The organism is Massilia mucilaginosa (assembly GCF_011682145.1).
Classification (GTDB): domain Bacteria; phylum Pseudomonadota; class Gammaproteobacteria; order Burkholderiales; family Burkholderiaceae_D; genus Telluria_A; species Telluria_A mucilaginosa.
In genome coordinates this window covers 156,892-171,004 of record NZ_WHJH01000005.1, presented here as the reverse complement: position 1 = coordinate 171,004, position 14,113 = coordinate 156,892, and the positions used below count along the sequence as shown (strand labels likewise).

11 protein-coding genes are annotated in these 14,113 nt (G+C 63.2%); 1 reads left to right on the top strand and 10 read right to left on the bottom strand.

From position 1 onward, the window contains the following. Position 1: 1 nt before the first annotated feature. The 4 genes from F2P45_RS07135 to F2P45_RS07120 form a co-directional block, all read right to left on the bottom strand. Positions 2 to 967 carry an aspartate carbamoyltransferase catalytic subunit gene (locus F2P45_RS07135; protein WP_099875215.1) on the bottom strand — a complete coding sequence of 322 codons (966 nt, stop codon included), beginning with the start codon at positions 965 to 967 and terminating at the stop codon, positions 2 to 4. Continuing rightward, positions 960 to 1,496, bottom strand: a complete 537-nt coding sequence (gene pyrR / locus F2P45_RS07130; protein ID WP_166871997.1) for a bifunctional pyr operon transcriptional regulator/uracil phosphoribosyltransferase PyrR — start codon at positions 1,494 to 1,496, stop codon at positions 960 to 962. The genes F2P45_RS07135 and pyrR overlap by 8 nt, the downstream gene beginning before the upstream one ends. Then, positions 1,480 to 1,821: a Holliday junction resolvase RuvX gene (ruvX, locus tag F2P45_RS07125; protein WP_223164690.1), complete on the bottom strand. Its 342-nt coding sequence runs from the start codon at positions 1,819 to 1,821 to the stop codon at positions 1,480 to 1,482. Before ruvX ends, pyrR begins: the two co-directional genes overlap by 17 nt. A gap of 89 nt (positions 1,822 to 1,910) precedes the next feature. Further along, positions 1,911 to 2,573: a YqgE/AlgH family protein gene (locus F2P45_RS07120; protein WP_166871994.1), complete on the bottom strand. Its 663-nt coding sequence runs from the start codon at positions 2,571 to 2,573 to the stop codon at positions 1,911 to 1,913. Positions 2,574 to 2,765: 192 nt separating this feature from the next. On the opposite strand from F2P45_RS07120, the gene F2P45_RS07115 reads away from it, so the two are divergent. Next, on the top strand, positions 2,766 to 4,214 hold the full coding sequence (locus tag F2P45_RS07115) for a cryptochrome/photolyase family protein (RefSeq protein ID WP_166871991.1): 1,449 nt from the start codon (positions 2,766 to 2,768) through the stop codon (positions 4,212 to 4,214). A 71-nt stretch (positions 4,215 to 4,285) separates the two neighbouring features. Here F2P45_RS07115 and F2P45_RS07110 read toward each other — a convergent pair whose 3' ends face one another. From F2P45_RS07110 to F2P45_RS07085, 6 genes are all read right to left on the bottom strand, one after another. After that, positions 4,286 to 10,054 carry a hybrid sensor histidine kinase/response regulator gene (locus F2P45_RS07110; RefSeq protein WP_229504949.1) on the bottom strand — a complete coding sequence of 1,923 codons (5,769 nt, stop codon included), beginning with the start codon at positions 10,052 to 10,054 and terminating at the stop codon, positions 4,286 to 4,288. A 27-nt stretch (positions 10,055 to 10,081) separates the two neighbouring features. Further along, positions 10,082 to 12,397: a methyl-accepting chemotaxis protein gene (locus tag F2P45_RS07105; protein ID WP_229504948.1), complete on the bottom strand. Its 2,316-nt coding sequence runs from the start codon at positions 12,395 to 12,397 to the stop codon at positions 10,082 to 10,084. Between the two features lie 44 nt (positions 12,398 to 12,441). Beyond that, entirely contained in the window at positions 12,442 to 12,975 is a 534-nt protein-coding gene (locus tag F2P45_RS07100) for a chemotaxis protein CheW (protein WP_370663217.1), read from the bottom strand. Between the two features lie 3 nt (positions 12,976 to 12,978). Continuing rightward, positions 12,979 to 13,350 carry a response regulator gene (locus F2P45_RS07095; RefSeq protein WP_166871988.1) on the bottom strand — a complete coding sequence of 124 codons (372 nt, stop codon included), beginning with the start codon at positions 13,348 to 13,350 and terminating at the stop codon, positions 12,979 to 12,981. 15 nt (positions 13,351 to 13,365) lie between these two features. After that, a complete protein-coding gene (locus tag F2P45_RS07090) occupies positions 13,366 to 13,767 on the bottom strand; it encodes a response regulator (protein WP_126076625.1) in 402 nt (133 codons plus the stop codon). 105 nt (positions 13,768 to 13,872) lie between these two features. Beyond that, complete coding sequence (locus tag F2P45_RS07085) at positions 13,873 to 14,025, bottom strand: rubredoxin (protein WP_126076659.1); 153 nt, start codon at positions 14,023 to 14,025, stop codon at positions 13,873 to 13,875. Between the last annotated feature and the right edge of the window lie 88 nt (positions 14,026 to 14,113).

The following is a 14,113-nucleotide window of genomic DNA, read 5'->3' as shown; positions in this document are numbered from 1 at the left end:
TTCACCCTTGCGCTCCTGCCAGAATACTCATTACCGCCATGCGTACCGCGATCCCGAACGTCACCTGCGGCAAAATCACCGCCTGCGCGCCATCGGCTACGGCCGAATCGATTTCCACGCCCCGGTTCATCGGGCCCGGATGCATGACGATCGCATCGGGCTTGGCCAGCGCCAGGCGCTCCGGTGTGAGGCCATAGCTCTTGAAATACTCCTGCGCCGACGGCAGCAGGGCGCCGCTCATGCGCTCGTTCTGCAGGCGCAGCATGATGATGACGTCGACGTCCTTGAGGCCCTCGTCCATGTTGGTAAACACCCGCACGCCCATCTGTTCCAGCCCGCCCGGCAGCAAGGTGTGCGGGCCGATGGCGCGCACTTCCGGCACGCCCAGGGTGGTCAGGGCATGGATGTCGGAACGCGCCACGCGGCTGTGCAAAATGTCGCCCACGATGGCCACGCGCAGGTTGGTGAAGTCTTTCTTGTAGTGGCGGATCGTGTACATGTCGAGCAGACCCTGGGTCGGGTGCGCGTGGCGGCCGTCGCCCGCGTTGACCACGTGGACGTGCGACTGCTTCGTGTCGATCAGGTGCTTGGCGATCAGGTAGGGCGCGCCCGACTGCGCGTGGCGCACCACGAACATATCGGCGTGCATGGCCGACAGGTTGTCGATGGTGTCGAGCAGCGACTCGCCCTTGCTGGCGGACGATGCCTGGATATTGAGATTGATGACGTCGGCCGAGAGGCGCTTGGACGCGATCTCGAAGGTGGTGCGGGTGCGCGTGGAGTTCTCGAAGAACAGGTTGAACACGCTCTTGCCGCGCATGAGCGGCACCTTCTTGACTTCACGGTCGGAGATGCCGACGAAGCTCGACGCCGTGTCGAGGATATGATTGACGATCGATTTCGGCAGCCCTTCAATGCTTAACAGGTGCTGCAGTTCGCCATTTTTATTCAGTTGCGGATTAAGCATGGTCTTCTTCTATGGTGAGCGAAAATTGCCCGTCGCCGGCACGCGCCAGCGCAAGCGACTGATTGGCTTCCAGCGCGACACTGGTGGCGACAAAATCGGCCGCCACCGGCAGCTCGCGCCCGCCGCGGTCGGCCAGCGCCGCCAGCATGATGCGCGCCGGACGGCCATAATCGAACAGCACGTTGATCGCCGCGCGCGTGGTGCGCCCGGTGTAGAGCACATCGTCGACCAGCACGATGTTGGCGCGGTCGACGTTGAACAAAATGTGGGTCGGCTTGACGTCCGGGTGCAGGCCCTTCCTGGCAAAGTCGTCGCGGTAGAACGAGACGTCGATGAAGCCCAGGCGGTCTTTCAGGCCCAGGTCCGCCGCGAGGCGTTCGGCCAGCCAGGCGCCGCCCGAATGGATGCCGATGATGGCCGCGTCCGGCACCCCGTGCAAGCCGCCCTTCACCTGGCCGAGCAGCGTTTGATACAGCGCCTCGGCGTCGAACTGCTTGATTGCGTCGAGCTGATTAGTTGTTGTTGGCATGGTCGTCAAAGTATTGTTGCAAAATGATGGAGGCGGCCTGGTCGTCGATGATCTGGCCGCGTTTGGCGTTGATCACGGCCGACGAATAGCGTTCGTCGACCAGGGTGACCGGCAGGTTGAAGCGCCCGTGCAGCTGGTTGGCGAAGCGGCGGCAGCGCAAGGTCATCCCGTGTTCGGTGCCGTCCGGGTGGCGCGGTTCGCCCACCACCAGGCGGGCCGGCGCCCAGGCGGCGATCAGGTCGCCGATCTGCTTGAAGCGGGCCGCGTTGTCGATGGCGTTGACCACCGCGAGCGGCTGCGCCTGGCCGGTCAGGGTGTTCCCCATGGCGATGCCAATACGCTTGATGCCGAAATCGAAGCCGAGTACGAGTTCAATCACCGCTTCAGCCACGCGCGCGGTTCCTGCTGTAGCGGTCAAGCATGGCCGGCCTCGGAGGCGAGCATCATCGGGTCGATGCCAAGCAGTTTGATGGCGGCGTTGTAGCGCTCTTCGATCGGCAGGTCGAACAGCACGCGCGCGTCGGCGCCCACCGTCAGCCAGCCATTGCGGCCGATTTCATCTTCCAGCTGGCCCGGGCTCCAGCCGGCGTAGCCGATCGAGACCAGCAGCCGTTGCGGGCCGTCGCCGTTGGCCACCGCTTCGAGCACGTCGATCGAGGTGGTGAAAGCGACGTCCTCGGTCACGGTAAGCGACGACGAATAGCGCGCGCCGGGGGTGTGCAGCACGAAGCCGCGGTCGTCCTGGACCGGGCCGCCGAACATGATCGGCTCATTGACCACGGCGGTGCGCAAGCCGTCGGCCAGTTTCAGGTCGATCCGTTCGAACAGCACTTCCATGGTCATGTCGGTCGGCTTGTTGATGACCACCCCGAGCACGCCTTTATCGTTGTGCTCGCAAATGTAGACCACGGTGCCGCCGAAAATCGGGTCCTGCATCGACGGCATCGCTATCAGGAAATGATTTGCCAAATTCAATGTGAACGCCGATGCCGCGACGTTGCCTTCGTCGGGACGAAGCGCGTCGTCCTGCGACATGCCGGGCACGGGCAGAGTTTTGTCGATTTTGCTTTTCTTCATATTCGTCACTCTCTCTGCTCGCTCTCTGATGTTCCGCTTTGCTGCTAGTATCCGGGCTTGCCAACGATGGATTTTTCGATAGTTTACACTGAATTGCGGCCGCCACCATGGGAAGCGCCATCGCGCGCGCAGCTAAAGCGATGGTAGCCGATAATCCCGCCACCTTCCTTGATACCGAACACCATCAATATTATGAGTAAATCGCTCGTCTGGTTTCGCCGCGACTTGCGCGCCTTCGATCACGCCGCGCTGCATCATGCGCTAACGTCGTCGAATAGCGTCCATTGCGCGTTCATTTACGATAACACAATCCTCGACAGTTTACCGCGTGCCGACCGCCGCGTCGAATTCATTCACGCCTGCCTGGCCGAACTCGATGCGGAATTGCGTCAGTTGGGCGGTTGCCTGATCGTGCGCCATGCCGACGCGGTGGAGGCAATTCCAACACTCGCCGCCGAATTGGGCGTGGACGCGGTGTTTGTGAACGGCGACTACGAGCCGCAGGCGATCGCGCGCGACGCGCAAGTGGCCGCGCGCCTGGAAGCCGACGGCCGGCGACTGGCCAGCTACAAGGACCAGGTCATTTTCGAAAAGAGCGAAGTGCTCACGCTGGCGGGCCAGAACTTCTCGGTCTTCACGCCGTACAAGAACGCCTGGCTCAAACGCATGGCGGCCGAACCGGATTGCGTGGTGGCGTATGCGGTGGAGCCGCACGCGGCGCGCCTTGCGCCCCCTGCCGGCGAGCAGCGCCTGCCGTCCCTGCGCGAGATCGGCTTCGAGCCGACCAATCTGTCGGCATTGTCGATCCCCACCGGCATGAGCGGCGCGGCGCAGCTGTTCGAGGACTTCATCGGCCGCATCGCCGACTATGGCGAGGCGCGCAACTACCCGGCGCTCAAGGGGCCGTCGTATCTGTCGGTGCATCTGCGCTTCGGCACCCTGTCGCTGCGCCACCTGGTGCGCACGGTGACGCAACTGATCGCGCGCGGCGCCGGCGGCGAAGGCGCGCCGGTGTGGCTGGCGGAACTGATCTGGCGCGATTTCTACGCCATGATCTTGTATAACCATCCGCATGTCGTCGGGCGCGCGTTCAAGCCGGCCTACGACGCGATCGCGTTCGAGACAGGACTTGATGCCGACGAGCTGTTCGCCGCCTGGTGCGAAGGACGTACCGGTTACCCTCTGGTCGATGCGGCCATGGCGCAGTTGAACCAGACCGGCTACATGCACAACCGGCTGCGCATGGTCACGGCCTGCTTTCTGATCAAGGACCTGGGGATCGACTGGCGTCGCGGGGAGGCGTATTTTGCGCTGCACCTGAACGACTTCGACCTGTCGTCGAACAATGGCGGATGGCAGTGGGCGTCGTCGTCTGGATGCGATGCGCAGCCGTATTTCAGGATTTTCAATCCGATCACGCAGTCGGAGAAGTTCGACGCCAAGGGCAAGTTCATCCGGCGCTATTTGCCGCAGCTCGATGGTTTGTCGGACAAGGAGATCCATGCGCCGTGGACCGTGCCGCCGATGGTGCTGGCGCAAAAGAAGATCGTGCTGGGGAAGGATTATCCGGCACCCATCGTCAGGCACGACGAGGCGCGCGCGAAGACGCTGGAGCGCTATGCGGTGGTAAAGGCATCGTGATGGTGCGAGCATAAAAAACGCCCTGTACCGTTTGAGCGGTGCAGGGCGTTCTTGTTTGTGCCGCCTGTCGCTTAATGCGCTACCGGCATTTCGCGATTGAGCAAACCGGCAATCGCGGCGAGCAGCATATCTTCCTGGAACGGCTTGCCGAAGTAGGCATTCACACCCAGATCGAGCGCGTAGTTGCGGTGCTTGTCGGCGGTACGCGAGGTGATCATGATGATCGGGATCTCGTTGGTGCCGCTGTTGCCGCGAATATTCCGGGTCAAGTCGAAACCATCCATGCGCGGCATCTCGATATCGACCAGCATCAGGTCGGGCACCGTCTCTTGCAAATGCTCGAGCGCGTCCACACCGTCCTTGGCCAGCACCACCTGATAGCCCTCGCGCTCCAGCAGACGCTGGGTCACTTTACGCACGGTCAGCGAATCATCGACCACCATGATCACAAAGTCGGCCGCACGCGTCTCGGGCACCGCCGCCACCGTTTCCACCACAACGCGCTGGCGCTGTTGCGGATGATGGTCGAGGTGATGCGACAAGGCCACCGGGTTCAGGATCAGCACGATATCGCCCGAACCGAGCACCGTCGCACCCGAAATACCGATCATGCGCGAGAGCTGCGGGCCGATGTTTTTAATAACGACCTCGCGGTTGCCCTGCACGTCGTCGACCTGTACCGCCAGCCGGTCGGTGCCGCTTTTGAGCACCATCACCGGGCACGAACGCTGCGACATCGGCCGCGCTTCGGTATCGCCCAACAAGGTTGGCAGGTAATGCAGCGCCACCTTCTGGCCCTGGAATTCGACAAAGCCTTCGGCGTGCGCGGCGTTGACTGCCGCTTCTTTCATCTGCAATACCTGCTCCACCAGAATCGATGGCAGCGCAAAGGTCTTGGTACCGCTGGTGGTCAGCACGACCTGGGTGACCGCGAGGGTCAGCGGCAGGTGAATCGTGAAGCGCGCGCCCTTGCCGGCTTCGGTGGAAATCGCCACCCGGCCGCCAAGCGCCTGCGCTTGCGAGCGCACCACGTCCATACCCACGCCACGGCCGGCCAGTTCGGTCAGCGCATCGGCGGTCGAGAAGCCTGGTTCGAAAATCAGGTCGGCCGCTTCGGCGTCGGTGACGATCGCATTCGGCGCCAGCAGGCCGTTTTCACGCGCCTTGGTGCGGATGCGGGCCAGGTCGAGACCGGCGCCATCGTCGTTGAACTGGATGACCACCTCGTTACCCTGCTGGCTGACCTGGATCAGCAGCTCGCCCGTTTCGGCCTTGCCGGCCGCGCCACGGCGGGCGCGCGACTCGATACCATGCACGATGGCGTTACGCAGCAAGTGCTCGAACGGCGCGGCCATCTGTTCCAGAACGCTGCGGTCGATTTCGACCGTGCCGCCCCGGATGTCCAGGTTGACCCGTTTGTCGATTTCTTTGGCGGTCTGGCGCGCCACGCGGAACAGACGTTCCGACAGGCTGGCAAACTGCACCATCCGCACGCGCATCAGATCCTGCTGCAGATCGCGGGTCAGGCGCGACTGCACGTTCAAGTCGTCGGTGGCGCCGTCGACCGTGCGGGTCAGGCTTTCGTGGAACGACGCAACGTCGTTCACCGATTCGGCCATCATCCGCGTCAGTTCCTGCAGGCGGGTAAAGCGGTCGAATTCGAGCGGATCGAATTCGCGTTCGCTGGAAATCGACATACGCGACGAAATCTGCGATTCCGCCTGCATCTCGACTTCGCGCAACTGGCGCCGCAAGCGGCCCAGATTGTCCGAGAAGTCGCTCAGCGACGCTTTCAGGGTCGAGACCTGGCTTTCCAGCTTCGAGCGCGTGATCGACACTTCACCCGCCTGGTTGACCAGGCGGTCCAGAATGTCGGCGCGTACCCGCACCAGCGGCGTGCGGGTCTGGGCTGCGTGAGCATCGTCCACGCTGCCGGCGACTGCCGCGGCAAGGCCCGGCACCGGCACGACGCCGAGCGCAGGCTGCTGCAATTGTTCGAACAGCAGGAGCGCGTGATCGTAGTTGGCCATCAGTTCGTCGAACGCGGCTGGCGTCGACGTTCCGGCGTGGACCATGTTCTCGATCTGCGTTTCGATCTCGTGGGTGTGCTGGCCGAGGCGCATCGCACCGGCCATTCGCGCACTGCCCTTGACCGTGTGCAGGGTACGCAGAAGCTGCGCCACCGGCGTCGTGTCGGACGGATTTTGCTGCCACTTGCGCAGGTTGTTGCCGATTTCCGGCAGCAGGTCGGTGCCCTCTTCCAGGAATACCGGCAGCAAGTCGACGTCAAGGTCATCGGCGAACGACGTTTCGGGCGCCACCGGCACGGCGGCCGTCTCGGACTCCGGCTGCAGCAAGGCTTCGAGCAGCGGCACGTGCGCCGTCATCGGCTGCATCGGCACCGGTTCCGGTGCGGCTGCAACGACCGGCTGTTCGACCACGGGTTCGGCTTCGAGCACCGGCTCTTCGACAACTGGCTCGGTCTCAAGAACCGGCTCAGCTTCAAGAACGGGTTCTTCGAGCACCGGCACGTCGGCCACCGGCTCGGCTTCAAGCGCTGGCTCTTCGACTACCGGCTCGGCTTCGATGACTTCTTCGGCTTCGATGACTTCTTCGGCTTCGATGACTTCTTCGGCTTCGATGACTTCTTCGGCGTCGATCACCGGCTCGGCTTCGAGCACCGGCTCCTGCGCCTCTTCCACCACCGGCTGCGCCGGTTCCGGATTGGCCAGCAGCGGAATGTCGAACGGATCGTCCTCGCCGAACAGGGCGTCGATGGCGTCGACTTCCGGTTCGGACGGGGCGTCGGCCACGGCCGATGCGCGTTCCGGCATCACCGGTGGCGATGCCACCAGCTCGTCGAGCGTTTCGGCAAACAGGCCGTCCAGACGGCGTGCCAGGTCTTCGTCGGCGCCCGCGAACACGGCGGCCGCTTCCTGCGCCGCGAGCTGCTCGCGCAGAACGTGCAGGCGCGCCACCAGACTTGGCTCGGCCGGCGCCAGTTCGCCCAGCGCGAAGCGCTGCAGCATGTGGCGCACGCGCTCGATGGTTTCGTCGAGCAGGTCGCGCTGGGATTCATCGAACACCGGCGCGGGGCTCTTGAGCACCATCTCGACTTCGTAGGCGATTTCGCGCAGGGCGTGGAAGCCCACCGTGGCCGAAGTGCCGGCCAGGGTATGCGCGGCTTTTTCGGCTTCCGGCGTGACCTGGCGCTGCGGTTCGTGACGCCATTCGGCGAAGTCCTGGCTTAACAGGCGAACCAGCTCGTCGGTCTCGGCGAGGTAGATGTTATACAGCGGCAGTGGGATTTCAAGTTCGCCAATCCGCTTGGTATTGTCGTCGGCGGCGGCGATGGTGCCCGGAACCGGGAACTCGATCACATTGCCAGGCGCTGCGCTCTCGGTCGCAGGCAGGGCGATGATGTCGTCGAGGATCATCGGCTCGAACGAGTCGTCGATCGCAAAGTGTTCGTCGTGATGCTCGTCCACCGGAGCGGCCGCCACGATTTCCTCGACCACCGGCGCAGCCGCTGGCGCTTCGCCAGGGGCGTCGCCTAGCGCAGCATCCATGGCGAAGGTTTCGCCATGCTGCACGCGTTCGGCGGCGGCGACCAGCGCTTCGCTGGTGCGATGCGAGCTGCCGGTGGCGGCAAGCTGCTCGACCCAGGCGGTCATGTCGGTGGTGGCGCGCGTCAGCAGCGCCAGCAGGTTGGCGTCGGCCGCGCGTTCTTCCGATAACCACAGATTCATCACTTTTTCGACGGCGGCTGCGCCTTCGGCGAAGTTGTTCAGGCCAACCATGCGTCCACTGCCCTTGAGCGTGTGGAAGGAGCGCCGCAGCATCGTCAGCGTCTCCAGGTTGTTCGGCATGCTTTGCGCCGCGGGCAGGGTCGAGCCGACAAAGGCCAGCACTTCCTGCGCTTCGGAGATGAAAATTTCGAGCAGTTCGGCTTCGATTTCGTCGTCGCCCGGCGGCGCGGGCGCCGCCACCACGACCGGTGCCTTCACTTCTTCTTCAGGCTCCACCGGCGCGGCTGGCGCAGGCGTGTCGATTACCGCTACCGGCTCGATCTCGAGCACCGGTTCCTGGTCGAATTGCGATTCGCCATGCGCCGGTTTTTCGAACGGAACGGCGCGCAGCATGCCGTCGTTGCTGTCGAAGGTAAAGCGTTCGCGCGCTTCGTCGACGTTCTTGGCCAGCATGTCGACAAAGAAGCCCAGCGCGCCGATGTTCTGGGCGATGTTCTGCAGCGAGGCCGCTTCCAGTTCCGGATTGCCTTCGGACGCGGCCAGGGTGCGTACCGCATCCTTGACGTGCAGGGCGGCGCGCATCGCGTCTTCCTGGTCGAGGATAGCGACGGCGCCCTGCAACTGGTGCAGGACCGGATCGATCTGGGCCAGGGTGGCGCGCTTGCTGGTGTCGGAATAGTAGTCGTCGAGGACTTTTTCGACCTGGCGCAAGCCGTTTTTCATTTCGGCCGCCAGCACGGCGACGGTCTGCTCGTGCTGGATGCGGCGCGACAGGTCGCCCTGCCATTGCGGCGCTTCGGGCGGCGTTTCGCCGGCGCCGATGGCGCTCAGGCGCGCGCCGATGATGTCGGCATGGGCGTCGAAATCGTCGGGCAGCTGGCGGATTTTATCCAGGCTGTTCTCGATGAACAGCATGGCGGTCGCCATTTCGAGACTGAACACGCTGTTATGCTTGGTCGCCGCCGTGGCGGTGGCCACATGCACCATCTGCTGCTGCAGGCGGGCCAGCGCCGGAGCGCCCAGCTTCTCGCCGGCGGCAGCCATGGTGTTGAGCAGTTCGACGAATTCGGTTTCCAGCGCAGGCAGCGGTTCGACCGACAGGCGATCCCAGTTGCTCTTGGCCTTGGAAAGGGCTTCCTTGGCCGTTTTCAGTGCTTCGGCGTCGATGCGGCCGTAGCGGCGCGTATCGTAATCGGCCGGCACCATGCCGTCCAGATGATAGGCGCGGCGCAGGGCCAGCGCCGTCGGCGGCGGATTGGGCACGGCGGCCATGAAGAACAGGGCGTCGCGCAGCATCGTTTCGGGCAGGCTGACCTGGCCTTGCGAGAGGCGGCGGATCTGCAGATTGATCAGGCCGAAGAGCTGTTTGACATACAGGTCGCTGGCCAGGTGGCCCTGGGCCACCAGCTCGGCGAAGCCCTGCATCGCCATCCAGAAGGTGCGCGGCAAAGGCTGGTCCTGGGCGTCGGCCACGTGGGCGATCGCTTCGAGCAACACCTGGGCGTGCTGCTGCCAGCTGGTCTTGTCGGCGCTTTTCAGGAACGGCAGCAGCGCTTTTTCAAAGCGCGTGCGGCAAGCCGCGTAATCCGGCGCGCTGTCGGTCGCCACGTGGCGCTTGAGCGACACCGGCACCGACAGGTCGGCGAAAAACAGGTCGGCCGGGTGAATCCGGTCGGCGCCCAGCATTTCCTTGAGCGCGCGGTAGTAAGGGAACAGGCGCGCCGGCTGCTGTGGCGCGCCCGAAAGCAGTTCTTCGAGATACTCGATCACCGCCTGGTAAGCCTGGGCGATGACTTGCGCACGCTCTTGTGTGCAGTCGAGCAGGCCATCCTTGAAGCGGTCCAGCGCGCTCTCGGCGGCTTCGGTCATGGCGCCGGCGCCATCGACATCGACCATCTGCAAGGCGCCATGCGCCTGGTGCAGATAGGCTTTCGCATGTTTGAGCGAACTTGCCTGGGCTTCCGCCGTACGCTCCGCCGCCTCTGCCAGCGCGGTGTTGGAGCGGCCCAGCGCATCGCGGATCTCGCTCATGACCCAGGACAGCGGTCCTGTGTCGAACTGCGGCACGTGCGAATTGTCAGTAGTGGTCATGCTTACCTTGATAAATCAACCGGGTTCTCAAGCCACCACGCGGAAGCGCGATACCGAGTTTTTCAGTTCCTGCGCCAGCAGCGACAGTTGGCGAATCGATTGGGCGGTTTGCTGCGTACCGTCCTGGGTATTTTCGGTCACCGACAGGATGTGCTGAATGTTGTGCGCCACATCGTTCGCCGATGTCGCTTGCAGCTCGGTTGCGAACGAAATGCCCTGAATCAGTTCCGCAAGACGGTTCGAAACGCGCGAAATGTCGGACAGTGCGGCACCCGCGGCATCGGACAGCCTGGCTCCCTCGACCACACCCTGCGTCGATTTTTCCATAGCGGCCACCGCGTCGTGGGTATCGGTCTGAATGGTACGCACCAGCGCGCCGATCTGTTTTGCCGCTTCCGCCGAACGTTCCGCCAGTCGCTGAACCTCTTCCGCAACCACCGAGAAGCCGCGACCGGCTTCGCCGGCCGATGCCGCCTGAATCGCCGCGTTCAGCGCCAGTACGTTGGTCTGTTCGGTAATGTCGGAAATCAGTTCCGTGATCTCGCCAATCTCCTGGGACGATTCGCCCAGTCGCTTGATGCGTTTCGAGGTTTCCTGGATCTGCTCGCGGATCTCGTGCATACCCTTGATCGAGTTTTCCACCGCCGTCGAACCTTGCAATGCCGCCGCAACCGACTGGCGCGCAACCTCTGCCGATTCATTCGCCGACTTCGATACGTCGTTAATTTCGTTCGCCATTTTCAGAACCGTCTCGGACGCTTCCTGAATCTCGCGCGACTGCTGTTCGGTCGCCGCCAGCAGGTCGGTCGAAATGTTCTGCGCGTTGGTCGATGCCGAGGTAACCTGCTCGGCCGTCGTCGTCACGCGTTCCACCAGCCCGCGCAGCTCTTCCACCGTATAGTTAACCGAGTCGGCAATCGCGCCGGTGATGTCTTCCGACACCGTTGCGTGCACGGTCAAGTCACCATCCGCCACTTCCTGGAGTTCGTTCATCAGGCGCAAAATAGCGGCCTGATTCTGGTCGTTGGTCGCTTTCGCTTCTTCTTCCTTCGACTGCGCCAGCTGACGCATCGATTCCGCTTCCTGGCGACGCACATCGGCGCCGCGGGCACGGGTACGCGAGTCTTGCAGCATGACGCGGGCGATACTGACGCCGACGCCCAGGGTGAACATCGTGGACAGAGCCATGACCCAGAACCAGACCGTGGTCGAATCCTGCTCGCTGCGGAAGCCCACCTGCACCTTGGTCAGCTGCGCTTTGACTTCTTCGTTCTCGTAGAAGATCGACTGTTCGGCGCCTTTGGCGGCCGTGAATTTCGGCAGGTTGTCGAGGATCGAGGCCACCAGTTTCTGGTAGGTGTCGAATTTCGATTTGATCTGTTCGAGCTTGACGCGCAATTCCGCATCTTTCGTCGCCGACAGCTGCATCGTCTCGTTCCCGTTCAGGAAGCCTTCGACGGTGGTACGGAAGGTCGTGGTGTCGCGGCCCAGCTGGAACGCGGTTTCGGGACGAATACCGCCGGAGGTCAGGAACTCGCTGGCGCTGCGCGAGAGGCGCTGGGTCAGCATCATCAGACGGCCGATCGCCGCCAGTTCACGTGGCGTGCCGCCGCGCTGGACTTTGTCGTTGAGCAGTTCTTCGGTCATCGTCAGCAGCTCTGGCGAGAGCGTATCGAGCTGGCGCAGGGTCTTTTCGAAGCCCGTCAGTTCCGGCTTCATTTTCAAGATGGTGCCTGCGGCATTGTCGGTGCTGACCCACTTGGTTTTCGCGGTGGCGATCAGGCGGTTCATGCTGGCCGGTGGCGTCGGCAGCTGCACGCCGCCGATTTTACCGCCGCGCTGCAGCGCATCGAGGTCGGCCTTGAGCTGGGCACGGCTTTGCTCGAGCTGCACGAACGCTTCCTGGTTACCCTGGATCGCGTTAGGCGCCGCTTTACCGATACGCTGGGAGTGCATCAGGGCGTCGGATGCGATCTGCGTCTGGGCCGATGCGTCGGAGCTGCTGGCCGCGTTGCGCCACAGCGCCACCACAGTCACCAGGATGCCGGCCACGAACACCATCAGCAAAATACGCAGCTGGCGCGGCAACGACAAATGGCCGATGAACGGCAGGCGCGCGTCAACCTCGCCGTCGTCGTCGTCGTCGCGGCGCTTGCGGCCCATGATGTTGGCCAGGCGCAGCTCGTCGTGCTGATCGAGTTCGGCGCGATGGCTGTCGTCGATCACGTTCTGCGCGCTCGCCGGCGCGTCGTCCTTGTTCAAGGCCGCAGCCTCCAGGTCGGGACCGAATTCTGTATCCGGTACCGGCTCACCCTTTGGGGTACTCTTCCATGCAAATCCCATTCCAGCTCCCAGTTTCTTAAGGTATGGCCACTTATGACTGCGGCTTAAAATCCAACGTGCAAAAACCGCGCATCGGTGACGAGGGCCGCCAGGTCGAGCGGGATCCATTCGTTTGCGTCGGTATCGCGTAATCTGTCGCCAACGACTTCCATGTCGCCAGCGTGGCGCAGGCCGTAGACGCGGGCCACCAGCAGGCCGCAGTTAAAGCCCAGGTGGGTGGCCAGGGTGACGATGCGGCTGTCCGGGCCGGCCTGCGTTTCGGAGCCTCCCTGGAAGCGCGCGAAATCGATCAGGCCAACCAGGTTGCCCCGGATATTGGCCAGGCCCAGGTACCACGGCTGCGTCAGCGGCACCACCGTCACCGGCGGCACCGGCACGATTTCGCCGGCCTGGGTGAGGTCGAGCAGGAAGCGCTCGGCGCCGATCAAGACCCCCAGCTGGTTGACGCGCGCGCCGCTGTTGGTACGGGCCGCCTGCATGCGTTCGAGCAGCTGCACCTGGTACTCGCGCAGGCGGGTGCGGCGTCCCGCGCCATCGGTGGGCGCGGAGGCGACTGGGGCGTAATCGACGTCGCTCACGATTTAGGCGCCGCCGAGGGCGGCGATCTTCGCCAGCAGCAGTTCGGCATCGACCGGTTTGACCATGTAGTCGCGCGCGCCCTGGCGCAGGCCCCAGACACGGTCGGTTTCCTGGTTCTTGCTGCTGCAGATGATGATCGGCACGTCGCCCAGCTCGGGGTCGCGCGCGATGGTGCGGGTGACCTGGAAGCCGTTCGCGCCAGGCATGACCACGTCCATCAGGATCAGTTCAGGTTTGTCGTCCTTGATCTTGAGCAGTGCTTCCTCGCCGTTTTCGGCGGTGGTCACGGTGAAGCCGGCTTTGACCAGGATGTCGGTCAGGTAGTAACGCTCGGTCGGGGAATCGTCGACGATCAGGATTTTTTGTATGGCCACGGGAGGCTCCAGTAATTATTTTGAAACGGTATCGGCAGTGTGCTCGCGCACTGCGCTAAGCAGACTGTCTTTGCTAAAGGGTTTGGTCAGGTAGGCGGAGGAACCGACCATCAGGCCGCGCGCCCGGTCGAACAGGCCATCTTTCGATGACAGCATCAGCACCGGGGTGGCGTGAAAACGCGCACTGCGCTTGATCAGCGCGCAGGTCTGGTAACCATCCAGGCGCGGCATCAGGATGTCGCAGAAGATCAGCGACGGATGATGGTCGTTGATCTTGGCCAGGGCATCGAAGCCATCTTCGGCCAGCACCACCTGATATCCTGCCTGGGTGAGGAAAATCTCGGCCGAACGACGAATCGTGCTGCTGTCGTCGATCACCATGATTTTCAGTACGTTCGGTTGCGGCAATGTCGTCATATTCAGTTTCACTCGGCATGAGCATGAACGATATCATAGGGCAACCCTTTTGTCCCCTTAATGTTGCGGCTAGTCAACATGTGTCGGCAATAAGCCTCATGCCAATCAAATAACTGTCATTTCGAAGTCGTCTTTACGGGCGCCGCACTCGGGGCAGGTCCAATTCATCGGCACATCGGCCCAGCGGGTGCCGGGGGCGATGCCTTCCTCGGGCAGGCCGGCGGCCTCGTCGTACACCCAACCGCAGATCAGGCACATCCAGGTCTGGAAAGCGGCGCCTGCTGCGCCGGTTGATTCATTGCTGCTCACGTTGGACTACCCTTCTATCTAGTAAAATGCCGAATCA

Bases quoted from the DNA above. Each gene is read 5' to 3' on its own strand.
- F2P45_RS07135 (WP_099875215.1), bottom strand. From the start codon at position 967: ATGCTTAATCCGCAACTGAATAAAAATGGCGAACTGCAGCACCTGTTA.
- pyrR (WP_166871997.1), bottom strand. From the start codon at position 1,496: ATGCCAACAACAACTAATCAGCTCGACGCAATCAAGCAGTTCGACGCC.
- ruvX (WP_223164690.1), bottom strand. From the start codon at position 1,821: ATGGGGAACACCCTGACCGGCCAGGCGCAGCCGCTCGCGGTGGTCAAC.
- F2P45_RS07120 (WP_166871994.1), bottom strand. From the start codon at position 2,573: ATGAAGAAAAGCAAAATCGACAAAACTCTGCCCGTGCCCGGCATGTCG.
- F2P45_RS07115 (WP_166871991.1), top strand. From the start codon at position 2,766: ATGAGTAAATCGCTCGTCTGGTTTCGCCGCGACTTGCGCGCCTTCGAT.
- F2P45_RS07110 (WP_229504949.1), bottom strand. From the start codon at position 10,054: ATGACCACTACTGACAATTCGCACGTGCCGCAGTTCGACACAGGACCG.
- F2P45_RS07105 (WP_229504948.1), bottom strand. From the start codon at position 12,397: ATGGGATTTGCATGGAAGAGTACCCCAAAGGGTGAGCCGGTACCGGAT.
- F2P45_RS07090 (WP_126076625.1), bottom strand. From the start codon at position 13,767: ATGACGACATTGCCGCAACCGAACGTACTGAAAATCATGGTGATCGAC.
- F2P45_RS07085 (WP_126076659.1), bottom strand. From the start codon at position 14,025: ATGTGCCTGATCTGCGGTTGGGTGTACGACGAGGCCGCCGGCCTGCCC.